This window comes from Maribacter sp. Hel_I_7 (assembly GCF_000688315.1).
In the GTDB taxonomy this organism is placed as follows: domain Bacteria; phylum Bacteroidota; class Bacteroidia; order Flavobacteriales; family Flavobacteriaceae; genus Maribacter; species Maribacter stanieri.
Genome location: NZ_JHZW01000002.1, coordinates 121590 through 143525, shown reverse-complemented (window position 1 = coordinate 143525; position 21936 = coordinate 121590). Strand labels below are relative to the sequence as shown.

The following is a 21936-nucleotide window of genomic DNA, read 5'->3' as shown; positions in this document are numbered from 1 at the left end:
TTATAATCAGGTGTTGTGATAGTAAAAAATATTTGTATTTTTGCATCCGCAATTGCGCAAAGTATGGTCCGTTCGTCTAGGGGTTAGGACGCCAGGTTTTCATCCTGGTAACAGGGGTTCGATTCCCCTACGGACTACTAATTAACATTTGGATGTATTTCCAAGCATTGACATATAATGGTCCGTTCGTCTAGGGGTTAGGACGCCAGGTTTTCATCCTGGTAACAGGGGTTCGATTCCCCTACGGACTACAAAAATTGAATGGATGAGAATCCGAAGAAATTATAATAAATTATAAAATGGCAAATCACAAGTCGGCATTAAAGAGAATCAGAAGAAACGAAGCAGTTCGTTTACGTAACAGATATCAGCATAAAACTACGCGTAACGCTATAAAAAGATTACGTGGAGAAGAATCTAAGAAAGATGCAGAGGCTCTTTTTCCAAGTGTTGTTAGTATGATCGATCGTTTAGCAAAACGTAACATTATACATGATAATAAAGCTGCCAACTTAAAAAGCAAATTAGCTAAGCACGTAGCTGCACTATAATTTAGCTTTAAGTTAAAAGTATAGAGCCTTCCTTTAATTAGGAAGGCTTTTTTTGTTTAGTTTTTTTAAATTGTTTCGTTCGCTATTCTTAGTCTCTTCATGAATAATAGCCCTAGAATAATACAAGAGTAGAAAATTCCAATAGTGGCGTAATGGTATTTAGATAAATTATAAGCGGTAAATAACTCGTAATTAAAGGATAATATATACATGGTAATTGGGTAACACGTATAAAAAATTAAAATACCAACACTGATCCAAAATAGAAGATTTGTATGTAATGGCAACTTGTGTTTAATCGTAATTAATTTATACAAATAGATTATTGCTGCATATAACAAGATTATTGAGCCTGCAATAATTCCAAAATTTTGAGGTTCCGTAAAAAAATCTTGATAAAATAAATTTACTATACATGTTATTACAAAAAATACACTGCCGTATTTAATTATCTTCTTTGTTATCGGATATTTACTTAAATGGTAATAAATGTAAAAGAAGTAAAGAAAAAATATAATATCGAATACATTAAAAATGATAGTATTGTAATTGTGAAATTCTTGCTTGTAAATAAGTTGAATGTCATCTACATCTCTAACTATTAAGCCCAGGACTTCAGACAAAAAAGTGTATGCGAGTAGAATTGGGAAATATCTTAATACAGTATCATAATAGCGTTGATATTTAGCTATGGACAGAACCAACGCTATAAAATAGAGTAATATAAAATAATTCTCCAATAGGTATTCCAGCATAATTCAGCTCAAGTGTTTACAAGATGATTAATTTTTTGGTGGTGGTACGCCTGAGCCTCTATTGAGCGTTAAACTTTGTTGACCTTGAATGTTTAAAGGTTTTGCGGCTGTTTTTGAAATTGGTGCAAATGATGCATGCGCTTTGTTGTTTTCATTTGTATGTATGCTGTAACCTTTTATATTTTCAAAATCATTGTTTAAAGGAACTGCTTGTTTGCCTTTTGCACCTTGCCCTATGTAGAACAGATAATCTCGTTTTCCATCATTATAGGTTGGTGAAAGCATAATTGAATTCTGTCTTGGGTGTTTAATGGAATCTTTTGAATTCGGGAAAAACACATCATCTGGGTAATTAGAATAGTATAATCTTAAAGTCGATATTTCTACGTTGGCATCTGCAGCTTCCTGTTCAATAAATTTTAGATACTGCTTTAAGATTTTATAATCGTAATATACATATCTGCCAACATCAAATTCTTTGTCATCTTTATAATGCTGGTTTATAGAATCTTCGTAATGTTGAATTAGAGGAACCCTTCTTTTGCTATAAGAATCATACATGTTTTTAGCTTGTGATACTTCTACAATTTGAGCAGGAGCTTCTACAGTGGGTTTATCATTTTTATCAGGCTCATTGGGCTCTTGTACTTGGTTACAGCTAACAAGCACTGTGAGCATCAAAATAAAGGTGATTCTAGTCAATAACATGGTTGGTCTTTTCATTTTCCAGGAATTAGATTAATTAGTTAGAAAATAGAAAAAAGACTGGGGGAGATATCTTTCTCTAAAGATGATAAAGATATTAAAAATAATGTAGGGCTGCACATAGATGACTTTGGTTTTAAAGGAGTTAAGATTATGGAAGTTTATAAAAACAAAAATCCCGATTTCTATTAGAAATCGGGATTTTAAAATTATTTATAAAATTCTATTGATTCATAGTCATCAAGAACTCTTCATTATTTTTTGTTTGCTTAAAGCGTTGCTCTATAAATTCCATTGCTTCCACAGGGTTCATGTCCGCAAGGTATTTACGCATAATCCACATACGCTGTAAAGTGCTTTCGTCTAAAAGCATATCATCTCTACGTGTACTAGAAGAAGTAAGGTCGATGGCAGGGAAGATTCTTCTATTGGCAATCTTACGATCTAATTGAAGTTCCATGTTACCAGTACCTTTGAATTCTTCAAAAATTACTTCGTCCATTTTAGAACCGGTCTCCGTTAATGCAGTAGCAATAATAGATAATGATCCGCCACCTTCGATATTACGCGCTGCACCAAAGAATCTTTTTGGTTTGTGTAATGCATTTGCATCAACACCACCACTTAATACTTTACCTGAAGCTGGTTGTACAGTGTTGTAGGCTCTTGCTAAACGTGTAATGGAATCTAAAAGGATAACAACATCATGACCGCATTCTACCAAACGTTTTGCTTTTTCTAAAACAATGTTGGCAACACGTACATGTTCTGTTGGTTCTTTGTCAAATGTAGAAGCAACAACCTCGCCACGTACATTACGCTGCATATCGGTAACCTCTTCTGGTCGTTCATCAATTAATAATATAATTTGATAAACCTCTGGGTGGTTTGCTGCAATACCATTAGCTATATCTTTTAAAAGCATGGTTTTACCAGACTTTGGTTGAGATACGATCATTCCTCTTTGTCCTTTTCCAATAGGAGAGAACAAATCTATTATACGAGTAGATATCGTGCTTTGACGCTCAGCTAAATTAAATTTTTCTTGAGGGAATAATGGAGTCAAATGTTCAAAGGACACGCGGTCACGAACTATTTGAGGGTCGATTCCGTTAATTTTATTCACCTTAATAAGCGGAAAATATTTTTCCCCTTCTTTTGGTGGTCTTACATTCCCCAATACGGTATCTCCAGTTTTTAAACCGAAAAGACGAATCTGAGACTGAGAAACATAAATATCATCAGGAGAGGATAGGTAATTATAATCAGAGGAACGTAAAAATCCGTAACCATCTTGCATAATATCTAAAACTCCTTCACTAGCTATAATAGAATCGAACTCATATTCAGGTTCCTTATACCTATTCTTTAAGTCCTTGTCAAAATTGCTTTTGTCATGGGTAGGTCTAGGGTTTGGCTTCTTATTATTATTCTGCTGAGGATTCTTTTGCTTATTAGGCTGGTTAGCAGGTTTTGGCCTAGGTCTAGGTCTTTTTTGCTCTACTGGTTCTTTTGACTCAGTTGCTTGCGTTACCTCTTTTTTTGCTGGAGCTACTTTTGTAGGCTCAGTTTTTGCAGGGGCATTTCCATCCTTGTCCGTGTTTTTTTCAACACGTGGTCTAGGTCTAGGTTTTGGTTTTGGCTTCGGTTTTTCTTCTGCTGGTTTGCTTACTTCTTCAGTTTTTGAAGGAGCTATAGCTGCAGCCACTTTAGGATTAGCTGCCTGTAAGTCCAAAATTTGATAAACTAAGTCTAGTTTTTTCAAGGTTTTGAATTTAGGAACCTTTAGTCCTTTAGCAATTTCCTGAAGCTCAGGTAGCTTTTTTGATTTTAAATCTGAAATCTCAAACATTAAGTAGTAGAATAAATTATAAGTAGTTTGTATTGTAAGAAGTAAATAATTTTATTTGGATAATCTCAAGGAATGTTTTCCTTATTGGTAGGCGTTATGACTTGATAACGTAGCAATATTACAAATTATTTTGAATTAAATGGCTATAATTTTTGAAAAGACCTGTATTTTTGCAGTGTAAAGTGGTAATTGATTTATGATTCAAAGAATACAAAGCCTTTATTTGATAGTTGTAGCAATACTTACAGGTGTTCTACCGTTCTTCTTTAACCTATGGGTTAATATAGATGGGGCAGAAGTATTCGCGAATAATGAAATGCTTATTTCTATTGCCTTTTATGCGAGTGCAGTATTAGCTGTTTGGGCTATAGTACAATTTAAAAAAAGAAAATCTCAGTTTGTTATAAACAGGCTGAACATGATATTAAATGTTTTTTTATTAGGATTTTTCGTTTACCGATCACTAAACTTATCCGGAGAAACTTTGGTTTCTGAGAAGGGTATTGGGATGCTGATTCCAGTATTTTCTATCATTTTTTTGGTCCTTGCAAATAGGGCTATAAAGAAGGATGAAGATCTTGTAAAATCTGTGGATCGCTTACGTTAAGCCTATAATCTTAGTAGTATTAGTGCGTTAAAACCCGGGGTAGTTTCCGGGTTTTTTTATGCCCTTTTATTTCTGAAAACAAGTTTCTTCTTTTCAATTATCACAAAACTGTTGCAGGATTTTAGCCTAGTGTGATAAACTCTTTATGTTTTCTTGAATTCTTCGTGATACCGCATTTTTATGTTTGTTCCAAGAAACAGAAAGGCTAACGATAGCCGTTAGTTATGCTGTTTAAAACAAAAACAAATTTAAAAATTACGATTATGAAAAACGGAAAATTTACTCTTGTATTATTAGTTAGTGCCGTGACAACTTTTTTTATTAGTTGCTCTGATGATGATGCAGAAGTAGTAACAGTGACAGAAACGGTAGTTGAAACAGAAACTGTTGAAGTGGACTCCTCGTTACCAGTAGGTGATTTGATGGTAACATTAAGTGGAAATTTGGTTGCTGAGAGTGGTACACCAACACAAGGTTTGGTTGAAGTTGGAGTTGATGCAGAAGACGTTAATTTTGTTCGTTTTGCAGATGATTTTACAACCGAGCTTGGCACTGGAACAGTAGGTATTTTTCTTTCTACATCAGATGTTTTTACTGCTGATCCTGCTAATGGAAATCCAGATTTAATGCTAATTGGTAATGTTGCGGATAATGGTGAAATGTTCATTAAATTGAGCGATACGCCCGATGCTAAATACACACACATCATTCTTTGGTGTGCTACAGCTAACATACCATTTGGTAATGTAGCTTTAAACTAAAATAACATATTACTGCCTTTGGGAATAGAGACACATGATTCTGTTTTTCTATGTCTCCCAAAGGCTTTTTTTCGGGATACACTTTCTGTATTTCCTGAAATTTAATATCACAGAATTATGAAAAAAATAAAAAATTTAATTTTTGTATTTTTTTGCTTCTCTGCCGTTTGCTTACAAGCCCAAAGTGGTTGGACGAGAGAAGCCAAAGGATTATATCTACAAGCATCGGCATCACATTTTTCTTCTAATGATTATTATACTACAGAAGGTAGATTAGCTGATCAAGGAAGTACTTTTAATACAAATGCTTTTTTAATTTATGGAGAATATGGAATATCTAATAGATTTACCGCTATTGTTGATTTACCGTTAGTTCGTTTAAATAGTTTTAGTACAACCGAAACTGTAGGCGGTGTCGGTAACATTCAGCTTGGTGTAAAGTATAAGTTGTTAAAAAACTTTCCATTGTCTTTACAAGTAGCATTAGATATACCTAATAATGATGGCAACAATTTTGCGCAATCAAAAAATGCAAATGATTTTGGGGAATTTGATGAGATAAATTTACCGCTTTCTGATGGTGAGTTTAATGTTTGGACCACCTTAGCTGCATCTCATGGATTTAAAAATGGAAAATCATATGTTTCTGCATTTTCAAGCGTAAACTTTAGAACAGAGAATTTTAGTAACCAGTTTCAGGCTGGGGCAGAAGTAGGTCATTTGTTCTTTAATAAATTGTATTTGATAGGGAAGTTGAAAATTCAGGAAAGATTGTCTTCTGAGAATAATGTGCAAAGCGGATCATTTTTATTTGGAGAGGGAACAACGTATACAAGTTATGGTATTACCTCAATGTATAAATTGACCGATCATTTAAACTTGGTGGCTCAATATTCAGATTACGCAGGTTTTTTGGTGGAGCGTAAAAATATATATGACGGTGGTACATTTTCATTAGGGGTGGCATTTGAATTATAATTTGCTGTTTTACAGGGTGTGTTCAATTAAATTCGCCCTGTTTCTATCTTTTGCCAAGTTCTATAACTTCTAAATCTTTAATATTATCTCCTTCAATAATAAAACGTAACATGGTTCGCATTTGGTGAAAACCGTGTTTTCCGCAAGCACCAGGGTTCATGTGCAGAACGCCTAACTTTTTGTCCATCATTACTTTTAGAATATGAGAATGCCCAGAAATGAATAATTTCGGAGGATTTTCTCTTATCATATCACGAGTTCTAATGTTGTATTTAGGGGGGTAGCCTCCTATATGTGTTATGAGTACATCAACACCTTCGCAAAAAAATCTATTGTTTTCTGGAAATTCTTTTTGGATTATATGGTCGTCTATGTTACCATGTACACCTTTTAAGGGTTTTAATTTTGCTATGGTATCAGTTACATCTAAAGTTCCTATATCGCCGGCATGCCATACTTCATCTGCCCATTTTACATGTTTTAAAATGGCGTCATCTATATGGGAGTGGGTATCGGAAAGTAAAAGAATTTTGGTCATTAAAAGTTTAGGTTTGATGAAGATTTAAGTTTTACTCTGAGTAATTGGCTAAAGGTGATTAAACGTATCCTTTTTAATACCTTTGCAGTATACAAAATTAGTACATCCTTTTGAGATTCTTCATTCAATTTTCATACTTCGGTAAAGCTTATCATGGCTGGCAGTATCAGCCTAATGCCATAACAGTGCAAGAAGTACTTGAAAAAGGTATGTCTAAACTTTTAAATGTCCCTATTTCACTTATGGGCGCAGGTCGTACAGATACAGGTGTGCATGCAAAAGTTATGTATGCCCATTTTGATGTTAATAGTTTAGACAATATTCCAGAATACATTTTTAGATTAAATTCTTTCTTGCCAAGCGATATTGCAGTTGATCGTATTTTTGAAGTTAAGGATGATGCTCATGCTCGTTTTCATGCTACATCACGTACTTATGAATATCATATAACAAAAAAGAAAGACCCTTTTTCTTCAGATTTAGCCCATTTTATTAAGAAAGAGCTGGACTTGGAGCAAATGAATATGGCTGCAAACCTGTTACTGGGAAAGAAAGATTTCGAATGTTTTTCAAAATCGAATACTGATGTTTTTACTAATATTTGTGATTTGCAGAAAGCGGAATGGACATTAGAAAATAACACTCTTGTTTTTACTATCACGGCAGATAGATTTCTTAGAAATATGGTTAGAGCTATCGTAGGAACACTATTAAATGTAGGATTGGGTAAATATTCTGCCGACTATGTTAATACCATATTAAAAAGCAAGGATAGAACAAAAGCTGGTGTTTCTGTTCCTGCAAAAGGACTATATTTGACCTCTATTGTTTACCCCAATACTATTTTAAAGAATGGATAAGGATTCTGGAAAAGCATTTGATACTCGTCTTTTTAAACGCTTACTAGCCTATACAAAACCGTATAAAATTACTTTTTATGGCGTTGCTTTGGCAGCCATATTATTGTCTGTTTTTGCTATTCTTACCCCTTTAATTGTTAAGAAAATAATCGATGAAGCCATAAAGGGCAACAACGAAGAAATGTTGTTGTACCTAACGATTGCTATGCTGGTGGTTTTATTAGGGCAAGTAATATGTCAATTAGCCTTTAATTATTATGCCAACTGGCTAGGAGAATCTGTTATCAAGGATATCCGTATTGATTTATTTAAAAAAATGCTCTCTTTTAAAATGAAGTATTTTGATAATTCTTCATTGGGTGTTTTGGTGACCAGAGCCGTAGCAGATATGCAAAGAATTGGAGAAATTTTTAGTCAAGGCTTTTTTGTGATTGTGGCAGATTTACTTAAAATGGTCGTTGCGGCAGTTGTAATGCTATTTATAAACTGGAAGCTCTCATTGATTGTTTTTGCTTTATTACCAATAATAGTATATGCTACAAGATGGTTTCAAAAAGCAATGAAAGTTGCGTTTACCGAAGTTAGGGCAGAAGTTTCTAACTTAAATTCTTTTGTTCAAGAACGTATTACGGGAATGAAAATAGTACAACTATTTACCCGTGAAAAAATTGAGAGCGATAAGTTTAGAGAAATTAATGAGAAGCATAAAAAGGCTTGGTTAAAAACAGTTTGGTACAATTCTATATTTTTTCCAATTGCAGAGATAGTTTCGTCTTTAACCGTTGGGTTAATCGTGTGGTATGGAGGTTTACAGAATGTGGCAAATATTACAACCGATATTGCAGGTACGATCTTTGCTTTTATCATGTTGATTGATTTATTGTTTAGACCACTACGTCAAATTGCAGATAAGTTCAATACACTTCAAATGGGTATGGTAGCTGCAAATAGAGTATTTAAAATATTAGATACAGACAGCCATATACAAAATGTTGGTTCTTTTGAGAAAGATGTAGTTAGTGGAGATATTAAGTTTGATAATGTTCGTTTTGGATATTTGGAAGACGAAGAAGTTTTACACGGAGTTACTTTTGATGTAAAAGCAGGGGAAACCGTTGCTATTGTTGGTGCTACAGGTGCTGGTAAAAGTACTATCATCAATTTATTAAATAGATTTTACGAAATCAATTCAGGTTCTATTATGGTTGATGGTGTTGATATTAAAGAGTATAATTTATCTTCTTTACGTAAACATATTGCCGTAGTATTACAAGATGTCTTCTTGTTTGCCGATACGATTGCAAATAATATTTCTTTAAAGGATGCTACCATAAGTGTAGATGATATTGAAAATGCAGCTAAAGCTATTGGTGTAGATGAATTTATTTCTAGTCTCCCTGGCGGATATCAATACAATGTAAAGGAAAGAGGTACTATGCTTTCTAGCGGGCAACGACAACTAATAGCATTTTTACGTGCATATGTTAGCAACCCTAGCATTTTAATCTTAGATGAGGCTACATCGTCCGTAGATACATATTCTGAGCAATTGATTCAATTGGCTACAGATAAAATTACACAAGGAAGAACATCAATTGTAATTGCCCACCGTTTGGCTACAATTAAGAAGGCAGATAAAATTATTGTAATGGATGCCGGTAACATAGTTGAGACAGGCACACATAAAGAACTTCTTAAAAAAGGTGGTTATTATAGTAATCTGTACGAGGCTCAGTTCTTAGCTGAGGAGGTTGCTTAATCAAGGAGTCATTTTCTGAAATGTGTCCGTGAAAAAAGCCAAATAAGCAGATATTCCGATTATAAAAAACGTAAACACAGCGCCTAATAAAACTAGAAATAATAATAGTTTAAGTATGGTTTGTTTTATAGTGAGATTAAAGATTTTGTAAAATACCCAAGTGAAAAATAAAATTTGGAAAATCATATTTCCAAAAGAGACATAATACAGCATTTTAGAACTCCAAATAGTCAACAGATATAAGGTGTTGATGAGAATAGACATTTGAGAGTATGCATAAATGTTGATTACAAAATGTTCACTCAGATTAAATTGTTTTTTGTTGATAAATACAAGTCTAGATATCAGTGCTAGAAATGGAAGCATGGCTATATATGCGAGACTTTGATATTTAAACAGATAAGTATTCCATTGTTTTTGAAAATTCTGACCCATTTTTTCTGCTTCGGTCATAGAATCTCCACTTTGATACAGAAAATCAAAGTCTAAAGCTTTTGGAAAAAATTCTGTGTAAACATAAACAAACAAACCCCCAAGGGTAATGGCTATTGTGAAATAGCTAATGGGGTTTAAATACTTCTTTCTAACACCATTAATGTAACCTCCAATTACTTCATCTGGCTTTGTAAAAAGGTGTTTGAAAGTTATAAGAAAGGTGTTGTCAATGTTGAAAAATCGCTCGGTGGCATCATACCATAGATTTTTCACGGTAAGCCTATTTCGAATTACTTTAGCCCCACAATCGGGACAATAACTATAATCTGTTCTTAGGTTGTTTTGACAGTTTTTACAATCCATTAAGCTAAATCTTGTTTAATCATATTACTTAACTGGGTAATAGAATCATAAAGAACAAATTCACCGTTTTTGATATAGGAGATTAAACCGGTTTCCTCACTGACCACTATGCTTAATGCATCGGTCTTTTCACTAATGCCAACGGCAGCTCTGTGTCTTAATCCAAATCTTAGCGGAATATTACGCTCATTAGAGACAGGAAGAATTACCCTGGTTGCTACAATATAATTTCCAACTATTACTGCAGCGCCATCATGTAAGGTGCTGTTCTTATAGAAGATACTTTCTAGAATTGGTTGGTTAATTTCAATATTCATTCTATCCCCCGAGCTTTTAATGAAATCTAATGAGTTGCTACGCTCTATTACTAAAATAGCACCTGTTTTAGTACTTGCCATTTTTTCACAAGCTTTAATTATAGCGTCTACATCCGTATCGGTAGATATACCTTCTTGTTTTAAAAACTTAAAGTGTTTTACAAAATTTCTTTTGTTAGCAAAATTGGTAGACCCGATCATTAATAAGAATTTTCTAATCTCTTGTTGAAAAACGATGATTAGCGCAATAAGTCCCACTTGCATAAATGCACCAACCATACTGCTGATCATTTGCATGTCTAACAATTCGGTCAATTTCCAAAAAGCCCAAACTATTACAATACCAATAAAAATGTTGATAGCAACAGACCCTCTAACCAACTTATATATGTAATATAGAAGTACGGCAACAAAAATGATGTCTAAAACATCTGTAATCTTAAAATCAATAAAATTTAAAAAATCCAATCGGTACTTTTTTAGTAAAATTAAGAAAATAGATTACAAGTAATTCATATAAACTTAGGCATTTAATTGTTCATATAGTTTTACACATTCCAAAGCTTCTTTTACATCATGCACCCTTAAAATGTTTGCACCTTTTTGTAGGCAAACCATATGTAATGCCGTTGTGCCGTTTAACGCTTGATCAGCAGTAGTTTTTAGTGTTTTGTAAATCATTGATTTTCTGCTAATGCCTGCTAAAATAGGATGCTCAACAAGATTCATAATTTCCATTTGCTTTAAAAGCTCATAGTTCTGTTCTAAGTTCTTTGCGAAACCAAAGCCTGGGTCAATAACGATATCTTTGATTCCTAAAGATTTTGCTGCTACAAGTCTTTCTGAAAAAAAGGAAAGAACTTCCTTTAAGATATCATCATAATCTGTATGTTGCTGCATGTTTTGTGGTGTACCCCGCATATGCATCATAATATAGGGTACATTTAATTTTGCAACGGTAGGTAACATTTTTTCATCTTGTAATCCTGCAGAAATATCATTAATAATTTCAGCACCATTTCCAATACATTCTTTAGCCACCTTACTTCTAAATGTATCAATTGATAAAATAGTTTTTGGGAACCTTTGCAGAATCAAGCTTACTATGGGTAAGATGCGTTTTAGTTCAATTGCCTCATCTACTTTTAAAGCGCCAGGTCTTGTGCTATATGCACCAACATCTATAAAAGTAGCGCCATCGTTTAACATTTTTTCGACCTGATTTAAAATACTAGACTCATCTTTATATTTTCCGCCGTCATAGAAAGAATCTGGAGTAATGTTTAAAATACCCATTATTTTGGGATGGTCTAGAGATATAAGTTTACCGTTGCAATTTATGGTCATTATCAATATTTAATAGGAATTTGTGGCATTTTCCAAGTTTAAACCTTCAATCTTGATGGTTACAATTTTTTAAGCGAAATTTACACAAATTAGAAAGAATTACATGCTAGATACGGCAAAGGAATACGATGAGGTAATTGAGGTTTGTTTAAATCTGTACCAGAAAAAAATGTCAGATTACGGTAGTGCGTGGCGAATTTTGAGATTGCCATCACTTACAGATCAAATATTCATAAAAGCGCAACGTATACGTGGCCTTCAAGAAAATGATATTCGTAAGGTTGATGAAGGTGAACGATCGGAGTTTATCGGTATCATAAATTATTCTGTTATGGCACTAATTCAACTTGAATTGGGTGTTGCTGAACAACCAGATTTAAACACAGAAGAAGCGGTTGCATTATATACTAAGCATATTAAGATAACAAAAGATCTAATGCTAAATAAAAACCATGATTATGGTGAAGCTTGGCGAGATATGAGAGTAAGTTCGCTTACAGATTTAATTTTGCAAAAATTACTTAGGGTAAAGCAGATTGAAGATAATAAGGGAAAAACTTTGGTAAGTGAAGGTATTGATGCCAACTATCAAGACATGATTAATTATGCAGTTTTTGCATTGATACATTTAGGGTCAGAATCAGATAAATAAGAGTAATAATGAAGTATTTAGTAGGGGTCGTTAGAATTTTTGTAGGTATTCTTTTTATTATTAGTGGGTTTATTAAATTGAATGATCCGGTAGGATTTTCATTTAAACTAGAAGAATATTTTAGTCAAGGTGTTTTGGACCTTCCTTTTTTGACTCCTTTTGCCTTGGCAATATCTATTCTTGTAGTTATTGTAGAAGTAATGGTTGGGGTCATGCTAATTTTAGGGTACAAGCGCAAAATTACGATTTGGACCTTGCTGGCAATGATAATTTTCTTCACTTTCCTTACGTTCTATTCGGCTTACTTCAATAAAGTGACAGATTGTGGTTGCTTTGGAGATGCTATAAAACTGACACCCTGGGAATCATTTACAAAAGATATTGTTCTCTTGGTACTGATTCTAATCATTTATATTGGCAGAAAGTATATTACTCCATTGGTAAACTCAAAAACGTTGATGACTTTGTTGATCGGGTCTTTACTTGCTTGTGTAGGTTACGTGTATTACGTATTAAATCACTTGCCAGTTATAGATTTTAGACCATATGAAATTGGTAAAAATATTGAAGAGGGCATGAGTACGCCAGAAGATGCACCAAAGGCAATTTTTGAATATAAGTGGAAATTTAATGTAAATGGCAATCAAGAAATTTATGTCACTAATGGAGATTACCCCACTGTTGACGGAGAATTCATTGATGTTGAAACTAGTGAGATTCAGGCTGGGTATGAACCACCTGTTCATGATTTTACAATTGAACAAGAAGGAGAAGATTTTGCAAGTTCATTATTACAAGAACCAAAGTTGGTCATGGTCATTGCTTATGATTTAAGAAAATCTAACCTTGAAGTTTTTAAGGAAATTAAAACGGTTACAGATAAAGCTTTAAAATTAGGTTACAAGGTTATTGGAATGTCTGCTTCTGGTCCTGATCAAACAGATACGTTAAAGAAAGAGAATAATCTTGGATTCGATTTTTACTTTACAGATGAGACTACGTTGAAGACCATAGTAAGATCAAACCCTGGTGTATTGGTTTTAGAGAAGGGTACAATAAAACAAAAAGTACATTATAACGATTTAGAGAATTTAGTATTCGAGTAAGATTTTAAACGGAAATAGTATAATTAGAAATATAATAACATGAGAGCAAAGATAGTAGCAGGTAACTGGAAGATGAATAAGAATTTAGCTGAAACAGAAGCGCTTTTAGCAGAGTTATCGGCAAAATTACCAGATACAAATGCAGAGGTAATGGTAGCACCTACATATGTTAACTTAGCTAGTGCGGTACGTACTTTAGAATCTTCTAAAATTGAAGTTATTGCACAGAATATGCATTATGCGGAAAGCGGTGCTTTTACTGGTGAGATATCTGCAGATATGTTATTGGATATAGGTATTGATACAGCAATAATCGGACACTCTGAAAGAAGAGCATATTTTGGCGAAAGTGATGAGATTCTATCAAAAAAAGTGATTACGGCCTTAAACAAAGGTATTCGAGTAATGTTCTGTTTTGGTGAAGAATTAGAAGATCGTAAATCTGGAAACCATTTTAAATTGGTTGAAAGTCAGTTGAAAAATGTCCTATTTAATTTAGAGCCTTCAGCTTGGTCAAATATCGTGTTGGCATATGAGCCAGTTTGGGCAATTGGTACTGGTGAAACAGCTTCTCCGGAACAAGCTCAAGAAATGCACGCATTTATACGTAAAACTATTTCAGAAGCTTTTGATGCTACTATAGCAAATAATGTAACCATTCTATACGGTGGTAGCGTTAAGCCAGGTAATGCCGTAGAAATTTTCTCTAAGCCAGATGTTGATGGTGGTTTAATTGGTGGTGCTTCATTAGTAGCTGACGATTTTATTGCAATCATTAAGGCTATATAAGCGAAAAAGTAAAAATGAGCGATACAGTATATATTGAATACCGTTTTACGGTAAAACCAAAAGAACCGGCATCAGACCTTCTTATAGCAGAATTGGGTGATGTTGGTTTTGAAAGTTTTGTTGAAGAAGAAGATGATGTGTTGGCGTACATTCAGAAAACTGATTGGTCTGAAAATATCTTAGAGAATGTTCAGATTCTTGATAATCCCAGATATTCATTTACTCACGATTATAAAGAGATTGAGCAAGAGAATTGGAATGCCACATGGGAGCAAAATTTTCAACCTATTATGGTTGATGATATTTGTATGATAAGAGCTCCATTTCATGAGGCTATTAACGTAGATTATGACATTGTTATTGAACCAAAAATGAGTTTTGGTACAGGTCATCATGAAACAACTCATATGATGTTGCAGCATATTTTGCAGTTAGATGTAAAAGATAAAACTGTTCTAGATATGGGAAGCGGTACAGGCGTATTGGCTATTTTAGCAGGTATGAGAGGGGCAACAACAATTGATGCTATAGATATCGATAATTGGTGTTACTTAAATGCCAAAGAGAATGTTGAGCGTAATAATATGGATTTTATATCTGTGTATGAAGGTGATGCTGCGTTATTAAAAGGGAAAAAGTACGACTTAATAATAGCAAATATCAATAGAAACATATTATTGGCAGATATGCCTAAATATGTACAGTCTTTAAATTCTGGAGGGGTATTGCTATTAAGTGGTTTTTACACAGAAGACCTAGATATGATTACACAAAAGTGTGTCGATTTAGAGTTAAAGTTTGAAAAAAACCTTGAACGGAATAATTGGGTTGCAGCAAAATATGTAAATTAGATAGTATTAATTAAATTAATATGAGCACTAAAGAAGAAATTTACGAAGAACTACTTTTAGAAGAAGAGACGGTTCAGCAAAATGAAATCGTTCTTTTCAATGATGAGGTGAATACTTTTGATCATGTAATAAATACATTAATTTCTGTATGTGAACATTCGCCAGAACAAGCAGAGCAATGCTCTTTAATTGTACACTATAAAGGAAAATGTACTGTGAAGACGGGGGAGTATGAAGAACTTAAACCACAATGTTCAAAATTGTTACAAGCAGGTTTAAGTGCTGAAATTACTTAAGACTGAGATTTTATTCATTATTTATTAAAATAAAAAAGACCCCTTATTTCTATAAGGGGTCTTTTTATTAGATTAATCTAAAAAATAAATTATATGATAGATAGAAGTTTATACCAATGGTACACCATTCAGTCTCTTTTCAATCTTCTTCTTTTTCTCGGTTAATCTTTTCATTACGTCCATTAAATTAGAATCCTTAGTTTCTTTATAAACCTCGTTGATGCTCAATATAAGTGCTTTCGCCTCTCTTGATGCTTCTACTCGGTCACTAGTGGACATATTGCTCATTTTTCGACTTTCAAATTCCTGAGCTTTTTCAAGTAACTCCATGTGATGCTTTTTTTTCAAAGTTAACATAATATTCAAATTACGCAATTCTTTGTTGATTGTATATAGTTATGAGGCTATTAGATAATAGTATTTATGAACAATTTAACGAAAATGGGGGTTTTAGAACCTTTTTTTCGGAGGTGAGCGCGATTTTTATTTCATTTTTTTAATCTGTGATTTATAAATTTATAATTTAAGGTGATTTTTTAATTTAATTCTGTTATTCAAGGTCTTAAATTATATATCAGATAAATTGTAGTACTTTAATTGATGATTAATCTAATTTTAAGTCTATTTAGTTGCTAAATATTTAAAATTGGATATATTTGTGTAATCGATTGCATTAATTTACAACGCGAATTATTTTTTATGAAAATTTAGTGTTTTTTCATTCTAGAATAGTGCAATACATCGTTTAATATCAAATAAAGGGAAACCTTCAAACAAAAAGTAATGAGTAAGTCCGTAGTAAATAATAAAACATTCATAACAGAAGATTTTCTATTAGAAAATAAATTCTCCCAACGATTATTTCATGAGTATGCGGCTCAAATGCCAATTATAGATTACCACTGTCATTTGCCACCTAATGAAATTGCAAACAATCGTCAGTTTGAAAATCTGACTAAGATTTGGTTAGATGGTGATCATTACAAATGGCGTGCAATGCGAACTTTTGGTATAGATGAAAAGTATGTTACGGGTAATGCATCAGATAAAGACAAATTTATTGAATGGGGTAAAGCGGTACCTTATACATTGAGGAATCCTTTATATCATTGGACACATTTAGAGTTACAACGCTATTTTGATATTGATACTTTATTAAATGCCAATACGGCAAATGATATTTATGATGAAGCCACGGCAAAACTACAAACACCTGAGTATAGTTGTCAAAGTCTTATTAAAAAAATGAATGTTGAAGTTATTTGTACAACTGAGGATCCAATTGATAGTTTAGACCATCATGCTACTATTAAAAATAGTGATTTTGATACAACTGTAAGTACTGCATTTAGACCAGATAAGGCAATAGTAATTTCTAGCGAAACTTATCTTGAATATATAGAAAAGCTATCTACAGTTAGTAAAGTGACTATTATTTCATACAGAGCTTTGTGCGATGCACTTTTGGTAAGATTAGATTATTTTGAAGAGAATGGCTGCACTCTTTCTGATCATGGTTTAAGTTATGTTCCTTTTAGAACATGTACAGATGCTGAGATAGAACTCATTTTTCAAAAAAGAGTTGCTAAAAAACAATTGTCTTTAGAAGAGGATGAGAAATTTCAAACGTCCATTTTATTGTTTTTATGTGAAGAGTATCATTCTCGTGGATGGATACAGCAATTTCACCTTGGGGCATTACGAAATAATAATGCTAGAATGACACGTATTCTGGGTCCAGATACAGGCTGGGATTCTATAGGTGATTATTCTCAAGCTAGAACACTTTCTGGTTTCTTAAATGCTTTAGATGCTAAAGACAAACTTACTAAGACTATTTTATATAACCTTAATCCTGCAGATAATGAAGTATTGGCAACCATGATCGGTAACTATAATGACGGTAAGGTAAAAGGTAAAATGCAGTTTGGTTCCGGTTGGTGGTTTTTAGACCAAAAAGATGGCATGACAAAGCAGTTGAATGCGCTATCTAATATGGGATTAATAAGTTGTTTTATTGGTATGTTGACAGATTCTAGATCTTTTCTTTCATACCCTAGACATGAGTATTTTAGAAGAATTGTATGTAACCTTTTTGGACAAGAAATGCAGAAGGGCGAACTACCGCCAGATTTTGAATTGGTTGGTAAAATAATTCAAGATATAAGTTACAATAATGCCAAAGCTTATTTTAAATTTTAAGCAATAAAAGCTATGAAAACTAAAAAAAATGTACTGTTATTCATTTTAATTGGCACCTTTTTAGGTTGTGAAATACAAAGTGATGTAAAGACTTTGCGCTTGGGTCACGGTCTAGATGTTAGCCATTCTGTACACAAGGCAATGGTAAAAATGGGCGAAGATTTATTAAAGCGCTCAGGTGGTAAACTTAAGCTTGAAATTTATCCTAGTCAACAATTGGGTACAGAACGAGAATGTTTGGAGCTTTTACAGATTGGTAGTTTAGATATGACCAAAGTATCTGTTGGCGTTTTGGAGAATTTTGCTCCTAAAATGAAGGTTCTAGGTCTTCCTTTTTTGTTTAGAGACCGTCAACATTCATTTAATGTACTTGACGGACCTATTGGTGAAATGTTGTTGAATGACGGTGAAAAATATTGGCTAAAAGGTTTAGGATATTATGATGCCGGTAGCCGTAGTTTTTATACTATGAATAAACCTATTGAAAAACCAGAGGATTTAGTTGGTGAAAAAATACGGGTTATGGAAAGTGCTACTGCCGTTAATATGGTAAAAGCCCTTGGCGGTTCGCCAACTCCAATTTCATGGGGAGAATTATATACTTCGTTGCAACAGGGAGTAGTGGATGGTGCAGAAAATAATCCTCCAAGTTTTTATCTGTCTAGACATTATGAGGTTTGTAAATACTATTCTCTAGATGAGCACACCGTATTGCCAGATGTTTTATTAATGGGTACATATGTTTTTGACAAATTAAATGAGCAAGAGCGAAAATGGCTTAAAGAAGCAGTGACAGAATCGGTGAAATACCAACGTATTCTTTGGGCAGAAGCTGAAGAGGAAGCATTACGCGAAGTTCAAAAAGCAGGAGTACAAGTCATTAGACCAGATAAATCATTATTTGCGGAAAAGGTAAAAGGTATTTTCGAAGGGTATAAAGATGATAAAGATATTTACCCACTTATCAAACAAATTCAAGAAACTAAATAGTTTACTATGCGAAACAAAATAGATTCCATTTTGGGCAAGACATTGGTGCTTATCATGTCGATTATGGTCATAAATGTACTATGGCAAGTATTTACAAGATATGTAACGGGCAATCCAAGTTCTTTTACAGATGAGCTGGCGCGTTATCTTATGATTTGGATTGGTGTACTTGGAGCAGCATATGTTTCTGGACGTAATTTACATGTAGCCATAGATATTTTACCGCTTAGACAGAATAAGAAAACACAGAAGAGACTTAAAGTTATGGTTACCGTACTGATTATACTTTTTGTTCTTTTTGCTTTTGTAATTGGCGGTTCACGCTTGGTGTACATATCCTATGTTCTAGGGCAACAATCACCAGCTTTACAGGTGCCATTGGCACTTGTTTATATTATTATTCCAATTAGTGGATTATTGATTATGTATTATAAAATTTCTGACTTAAAAAATATTGAATCATGATGGAGCATTTACCAATTCTTGTTTTAGTTATTAGCTTCATATGTTTATTGTCAATTGGTACTCCGGTAGCTTGGAGTATTGCTATTTCATCTTTATTGACAATGCTGGTAAGTATACCTGCTATGCCGGCATTTACCACGGTATCTCAACGTATGGCAACTGGTCTCGATAGTTTTGCCCTCTTGGCTATACCTTTCTTTGTGCTTTCTGGTGAACTGATGAATAAAGGTGGTATTGCCCATAGACTCATTGCTTTTGCAAAAACTTTGGTAGGGTCATTTCCTGGCGGCTTGGCTTTAATTAACGTAATTGCTGCAATGTTAATGGGGGCTATTGCTGGTTCGGCAATGGCATCTGCATCTGCAATGGGAAGTATTTTAGGTCCAGAAATGGAAAAAGAAGGGTACTCTAAAGAATTCGGTGCAGCAGTAAATATAACATCAGCGACCACAGGTTTAATTATTCCACCAAGTAATGTATTGATCGTTTATTCATTAGCAAGTGGTGGTGCGTCTATTGCAGCCTTGTTTTTGGCAGGATACATTCCTGGTATTATGACAGGTTTATTTCTAATGATAGTTGCATCTTTTTGGGCGAAAAAGAAGAAATATAAAGTAGGTAAACGCAGTAGTTTAAAAGAGGTAGGTAAAACATTTATTGATGCATTACCTAGTCTTTTTATGTTGGTCGTGGTTATTGGAGGTATTGTTACAGGGATTTTTACAGCTACAGAGGCTTCTGCCATTGCTGTACTATACAGTTTAATTTTAGGTTTTATTTACAAGGAGATTACCTTGCCAAAACTACCTCAAATTTTATTGGATTCTTCGGCAACAACTGCAATTGTAATGTTATTGATAGGTTCTTCTATGTGTATGTCATGGGCATTGTCTTATGAAAACATTCCACAGGATATTAGTAGCGGACTTTTAAGTTTAAGTGATAATAAAATTGTTATTCTGTTGATTATAAACTTATTGTTATTGTTCGTAGGTATTTTTATGGATATGACTCCTGCGGTATTAATATTCACTCCAATATTTTTACCAGTTGTAACAAAACTAGGTTTGGATCCTGTTCACTTTGGTATTATCATGGTTCTTAATTTATGTATAGGATTGTGTACACCACCTGTAGGGTCGGTCTTATTTGTTGGGGTTGGTGTAGCCAAAACTACCATTGAGAAAGTCTTTAAACCTTTATTGCCTTTGTTTATAGCAATGATTATTGCACTGTTTTTGGTAACTTATATTCCACAGTTAAGTTTATGGTTACCTAGCTTATTTGATTTATAATTTTATACTAAAAATCATGCAGAAATTAAATAGAAATAATATTGAGGTTTCTGATGTGTTACCTATAAAAATTGTTCAATTTGGGGAAGGTAATTTTTTGCGAGCCTTTGTAGAATATGCCTTTCAGACTTTAAATAAAGAAGTAGGGTTTAATGCTGGTATTGCCGTGGTACAACCTATTGACAAGGGTATGGTGTCATTGTTAAATGATCAAGACGGTCTGTATACACTTTTTACCAAAGGCTTAGAGAATGGTGTTGCTGTTGAGAAAAAAGAACTGATTACTAATATAGTATCGGGCATTGATCCATATTTAAATTTCAATGATTTTTTAAATCTAGCGAGAGAGCCGGAATTAGAATTTATAATTTCAAACACTACAGAAGCAGGTATTTCATTTGTGGAGATAGATGAATTTAATATGGCTCCGCCAAGTTCTTTTCCGGCAAAGCTTACAAGATTATTATTTGAACGTTTTACTTATTTTAATGGGGCAAGTGATAGAGGTTTAACCATAATACCATGTGAACTTATCAATTATAATTCAGATACTTTAAAACAAATAATCCTGGATTATATCTCTCTTTGGAATTTATCAAAAGAATTTAAATATTGGATTTTAAATTCCTGCACATTTCACAATACATTGGTAGACCGTATTGTACCTGGTTATCCTAGAGATCAAATTGAAGCTTATAATAAGCAGTTACACTATCAAGATAATTTAATTGTAAGCGCAGAAACCTTTTTTTTATGGGTAATAGAGGGTGATGAAGCGTTAAAGAAGAAATTACCATTTCATAAAACTAGCTTAGACGTTAAAATTGTAAATGATATGCAGCCTTTTCGTACCAGAAAGGTTCGTATTTTAAATGGTGCGCATACTGCTATGGTTCCAATTTCATTATTGTACGGTAACGCAACAGTGAAAGAAACTGTGGAGGAGGATTTTACGGGACCATTTATTCGTTCTTTAGTATTTGACGAAGTTATTCCAACTTTAGAAATGGAAAAAGAGGAGCTGAACGAATTTGCTAATGCAGTTTTTGATCGATTTAAAAATCCGTTTATAAAACATCAGTTAGCAAGTATTGCTTTAAATTCTATTTCAAAATTTAAAGTTAGAGTGCTGCCAAGTTTGTTAATGTACTACCAATTAAATGGAAATTTACCTATTAAAATGGTATTTGCATTTGCTTGTTTAATCCGATTTTACAAAGGAAATTATAATGGAAATGTTATGCCCGTTAATGATGATAATGATGTTGTTTCAGAAATGGCGTTGCTATGGAAATTATGTTCCATGAATGAAATTGCCACGAAAGTTTTGGGTAAAACTCAGTATTGGGGGCAAGATTTAAATGAGATTGAAGGTTTGACCAATGCTATAACAACATCTTTAGAATTCATAGAAGAATACGGTATAGAAAAAGGATTTTTGAAATTAGGTCAGTCGTAAATA

At 33.4% G+C, this 21936-nt stretch carries 23 protein-coding genes and 2 tRNA genes; 18 read left to right on the top strand and 7 right to left on the bottom strand.

All coding sequences use genetic code 11. The features are described from left to right. Window positions 1-65: 65 nt before the first annotated feature. The 3 genes from P178_RS0102145 to rpsT all read left to right on the top strand — a co-directional run bounded on the left by P178_RS0102145 (window position 66) and on the right by rpsT (window position 551). Window positions 66-137 (top strand) — tRNA-Glu (locus P178_RS0102145). 42 nt (window positions 138-179) lie between these two features. Continuing rightward, window positions 180-251: transfer RNA gene (locus P178_RS0102140), tRNA-Glu, on the top strand. 48 nt (window positions 252-299) lie between these two features. Further along, window positions 300-551 (top strand): 30S ribosomal protein S20, encoded by a 252-nt coding sequence (rpsT, locus tag P178_RS0102135; RefSeq protein ID WP_027064657.1) that lies wholly within the window; start codon window positions 300-302, stop codon window positions 549-551. 782 nt (window positions 552-1333) lie between these two features. Here the strand turns inward: rpsT and P178_RS0102125 are convergent. Together P178_RS0102125 and rho are read right to left on the bottom strand one after the other, a co-directional pair. Further along, window positions 1334-2029, bottom strand: a complete 696-nt coding sequence (locus P178_RS0102125; protein WP_027064655.1) for a hypothetical protein — start codon at window positions 2027-2029, stop codon at window positions 1334-1336. A gap of 205 nt (window positions 2030-2234) precedes the next feature. Further along, the gene (gene rho, locus P178_RS0102120; protein ID WP_027064654.1) at window positions 2235-3863 is read right to left on the bottom strand and encodes a transcription termination factor Rho; all 1629 of its coding nucleotides are present in this window, start codon (window positions 3861-3863) and stop codon (window positions 2235-2237) included. Between the two features lie 196 nt (window positions 3864-4059). Between rho and P178_RS0102115 the strand changes: the two genes are divergently transcribed. The 3 genes from P178_RS0102115 (at window position 4060) to P178_RS0102105 (ending at window position 6209) form a co-directional block, all read left to right on the top strand. Beyond that, window positions 4060-4470: a DUF4293 domain-containing protein gene (locus P178_RS0102115; protein ID WP_027064653.1), complete on the top strand. Its 411-nt coding sequence runs from the start codon at window positions 4060-4062 to the stop codon at window positions 4468-4470. A gap of 263 nt (window positions 4471-4733) precedes the next feature. Continuing rightward, a complete protein-coding gene (locus tag P178_RS0102110) occupies window positions 4734-5231 on the top strand; it encodes a DM13 domain-containing protein (protein WP_027064652.1) in 498 nt (165 codons plus the stop codon). Between the two features lie 117 nt (window positions 5232-5348). Beyond that, a complete protein-coding gene (locus P178_RS0102105; RefSeq protein ID WP_027064651.1) occupies window positions 5349-6209 on the top strand; it encodes a hypothetical protein in 861 nt (286 codons plus the stop codon). A 43-nt stretch (window positions 6210-6252) separates the two neighbouring features. On the opposite strand, the gene P178_RS0102100 is transcribed toward P178_RS0102105, so the two are convergent. Further along, window positions 6253-6747, bottom strand: coding sequence for a metallophosphoesterase family protein (locus P178_RS0102100; protein WP_027064650.1), 495 nt, complete (start codon window positions 6745-6747; stop codon window positions 6253-6255). 110 nt (window positions 6748-6857) lie between these two features. Here P178_RS0102100 and truA point away from each other — a divergent pair, with 110 nt between their 5' ends. Together truA and P178_RS0102090 are read left to right on the top strand one after the other, a co-directional pair. After that, on the top strand, window positions 6858-7607 hold the full coding sequence (truA, locus tag P178_RS0102095; RefSeq protein ID WP_027064649.1) for a tRNA pseudouridine(38-40) synthase TruA: 750 nt from the start codon (window positions 6858-6860) through the stop codon (window positions 7605-7607). Further along, a complete protein-coding gene (locus tag P178_RS0102090; protein WP_027064648.1) occupies window positions 7600-9366 on the top strand; it encodes an ABC transporter ATP-binding protein in 1767 nt (588 codons plus the stop codon). Before truA ends, P178_RS0102090 begins: the two co-directional genes overlap by 8 nt. On the opposite strand, the gene P178_RS0102085 is transcribed toward P178_RS0102090, so the two are convergent. From P178_RS0102085 to folP, 3 genes are read right to left on the bottom strand one after another with little or no spacing between them, the layout of a single operon-like run. Then, on the bottom strand, window positions 9367-10164 hold the full coding sequence (locus P178_RS0102085; protein WP_027064647.1) for a DUF3667 domain-containing protein: 798 nt from the start codon (window positions 10162-10164) through the stop codon (window positions 9367-9369). It lies immediately after the preceding gene. Continuing rightward, window positions 10164-10949 carry a diadenylate cyclase gene (locus P178_RS0102080; RefSeq protein ID WP_027064646.1) on the bottom strand — a complete coding sequence of 262 codons (786 nt, stop codon included), beginning with the start codon at window positions 10947-10949 and terminating at the stop codon, window positions 10164-10166. The genes P178_RS0102085 and P178_RS0102080 overlap by 1 nt, the downstream gene beginning before the upstream one ends. A 54-nt stretch (window positions 10950-11003) precedes the next feature. Then, complete coding sequence (folP, locus tag P178_RS0102075; RefSeq protein ID WP_027064645.1) at window positions 11004-11828, bottom strand: dihydropteroate synthase; 825 nt, start codon at window positions 11826-11828, stop codon at window positions 11004-11006. Between the two features lie 103 nt (window positions 11829-11931). Here folP and P178_RS0102070 point away from each other — a divergent pair, with 103 nt between their 5' ends. Genes P178_RS0102070 through P178_RS0102050 form a run of 5 tightly spaced genes read left to right on the top strand, consistent with a single transcriptional unit; the run spans window position 11932 to window position 15522 of the window. Next, on the top strand, window positions 11932-12480 hold the full coding sequence (locus P178_RS0102070; RefSeq protein ID WP_027064644.1) for a DUF1599 domain-containing protein: 549 nt from the start codon (window positions 11932-11934) through the stop codon (window positions 12478-12480). Window positions 12481-12488: 8 nt separating this feature from the next. Continuing rightward, entirely contained in the window at window positions 12489-13586 is a 1098-nt protein-coding gene (locus P178_RS0102065) for a BT_3928 family protein (protein WP_027064643.1), read from the top strand. A 39-nt stretch (window positions 13587-13625) separates the two neighbouring features. Then, on the top strand, window positions 13626-14375 hold the full coding sequence (gene tpiA / locus P178_RS0102060) for a triose-phosphate isomerase (RefSeq protein ID WP_027064642.1): 750 nt from the start codon (window positions 13626-13628) through the stop codon (window positions 14373-14375). A gap of 14 nt (window positions 14376-14389) precedes the next feature. Continuing rightward, window positions 14390-15226 carry a 50S ribosomal protein L11 methyltransferase gene (gene prmA / locus P178_RS0102055; RefSeq protein WP_027064641.1) on the top strand — a complete coding sequence of 279 codons (837 nt, stop codon included), beginning with the start codon at window positions 14390-14392 and terminating at the stop codon, window positions 15224-15226. 20 nt (window positions 15227-15246) lie between these two features. After that, window positions 15247-15522, top strand: a complete 276-nt coding sequence (locus P178_RS0102050; RefSeq protein ID WP_027064640.1) for an ATP-dependent Clp protease adaptor ClpS — start codon at window positions 15247-15249, stop codon at window positions 15520-15522. Between the two features lie 108 nt (window positions 15523-15630). Here P178_RS0102050 and P178_RS0102045 read toward each other — a convergent pair whose 3' ends face one another. Further along, a complete protein-coding gene (locus tag P178_RS0102045) occupies window positions 15631-15852 on the bottom strand; it encodes a hypothetical protein (protein ID WP_027064639.1) in 222 nt (73 codons plus the stop codon). 453 nt (window positions 15853-16305) lie between these two features. Here P178_RS0102045 and uxaC point away from each other — a divergent pair, with 453 nt between their 5' ends. From uxaC to P178_RS0102020, 5 genes are read left to right on the top strand one after another with little or no spacing between them, the layout of a single operon-like run. After that, window positions 16306-17724 carry a glucuronate isomerase gene (gene uxaC, locus P178_RS0102040; RefSeq protein WP_027064638.1) on the top strand — a complete coding sequence of 473 codons (1419 nt, stop codon included), beginning with the start codon at window positions 16306-16308 and terminating at the stop codon, window positions 17722-17724. A 12-nt stretch (window positions 17725-17736) separates the two neighbouring features. Next, window positions 17737-18714, top strand: a complete 978-nt coding sequence (locus P178_RS0102035) for a TRAP transporter substrate-binding protein (protein WP_027064637.1) — start codon at window positions 17737-17739, stop codon at window positions 18712-18714. 6 nt (window positions 18715-18720) lie between these two features. Then, complete coding sequence (locus P178_RS0102030; RefSeq protein ID WP_036145576.1) at window positions 18721-19179, top strand: TRAP transporter small permease; 459 nt, start codon at window positions 18721-18723, stop codon at window positions 19177-19179. Next, window positions 19179-20474 carry a TRAP transporter large permease gene (locus tag P178_RS0102025; protein WP_027064635.1) on the top strand — a complete coding sequence of 432 codons (1296 nt, stop codon included), beginning with the start codon at window positions 19179-19181 and terminating at the stop codon, window positions 20472-20474. The genes P178_RS0102030 and P178_RS0102025 overlap by 1 nt, the downstream gene beginning before the upstream one ends. Before the next feature lie 16 nt (window positions 20475-20490). After that, window positions 20491-21933, top strand: a complete 1443-nt coding sequence (locus tag P178_RS0102020) for a tagaturonate reductase (RefSeq protein ID WP_027064634.1) — start codon at window positions 20491-20493, stop codon at window positions 21931-21933. The last annotated feature ends 3 nt before the right edge of the window (window positions 21934-21936 follow it).

Bases quoted from the DNA above. Each gene is read 5' to 3' on its own strand.
- rpsT (WP_027064657.1), top strand. From the start codon at position 300: ATGGCAAATCACAAGTCGGCATTAAAGAGAATCAGAAGAAACGAAGCA.
- P178_RS0102125 (WP_027064655.1), bottom strand. From the start codon at position 2,029: ATGAAAAGACCAACCATGTTATTGACTAGAATCACCTTTATTTTGATG.
- rho (WP_027064654.1), bottom strand. From the start codon at position 3,863: ATGTTTGAGATTTCAGATTTAAAATCAAAAAAGCTACCTGAGCTTCAG.
- P178_RS0102115 (WP_027064653.1), top strand. From the start codon at position 4,060: ATGATTCAAAGAATACAAAGCCTTTATTTGATAGTTGTAGCAATACTT.
- P178_RS0102110 (WP_027064652.1), top strand. From the start codon at position 4,734: ATGAAAAACGGAAAATTTACTCTTGTATTATTAGTTAGTGCCGTGACA.
- P178_RS0102105 (WP_027064651.1), top strand. From the start codon at position 5,349: ATGAAAAAAATAAAAAATTTAATTTTTGTATTTTTTTGCTTCTCTGCC.
- P178_RS0102100 (WP_027064650.1), bottom strand. From the start codon at position 6,747: ATGACCAAAATTCTTTTACTTTCCGATACCCACTCCCATATAGATGAC.
- P178_RS0102090 (WP_027064648.1), top strand. From the start codon at position 7,600: ATGGATAAGGATTCTGGAAAAGCATTTGATACTCGTCTTTTTAAACGC.
- P178_RS0102085 (WP_027064647.1), bottom strand. From the start codon at position 10,164: ATGGATTGTAAAAACTGTCAAAACAACCTAAGAACAGATTATAGTTAT.
- folP (WP_027064645.1), bottom strand. From the start codon at position 11,828: ATGACCATAAATTGCAACGGTAAACTTATATCTCTAGACCATCCCAAA.
- P178_RS0102070 (WP_027064644.1), top strand. From the start codon at position 11,932: ATGCTAGATACGGCAAAGGAATACGATGAGGTAATTGAGGTTTGTTTA.
- P178_RS0102065 (WP_027064643.1), top strand. From the start codon at position 12,489: ATGAAGTATTTAGTAGGGGTCGTTAGAATTTTTGTAGGTATTCTTTTT.
- tpiA (WP_027064642.1), top strand. From the start codon at position 13,626: ATGAGAGCAAAGATAGTAGCAGGTAACTGGAAGATGAATAAGAATTTA.
- prmA (WP_027064641.1), top strand. From the start codon at position 14,390: ATGAGCGATACAGTATATATTGAATACCGTTTTACGGTAAAACCAAAA.
- P178_RS0102050 (WP_027064640.1), top strand. From the start codon at position 15,247: ATGAGCACTAAAGAAGAAATTTACGAAGAACTACTTTTAGAAGAAGAG.
- P178_RS0102045 (WP_027064639.1), bottom strand. From the start codon at position 15,852: ATGGAGTTACTTGAAAAAGCTCAGGAATTTGAAAGTCGAAAAATGAGC.
- uxaC (WP_027064638.1), top strand. From the start codon at position 16,306: ATGAGTAAGTCCGTAGTAAATAATAAAACATTCATAACAGAAGATTTT.
- P178_RS0102035 (WP_027064637.1), top strand. From the start codon at position 17,737: ATGAAAACTAAAAAAAATGTACTGTTATTCATTTTAATTGGCACCTTT.
- P178_RS0102030 (WP_036145576.1), top strand. From the start codon at position 18,721: ATGCGAAACAAAATAGATTCCATTTTGGGCAAGACATTGGTGCTTATC.
- P178_RS0102025 (WP_027064635.1), top strand. From the start codon at position 19,179: ATGGAGCATTTACCAATTCTTGTTTTAGTTATTAGCTTCATATGTTTA.
- P178_RS0102020 (WP_027064634.1), top strand. From the start codon at position 20,491: ATGCAGAAATTAAATAGAAATAATATTGAGGTTTCTGATGTGTTACCT.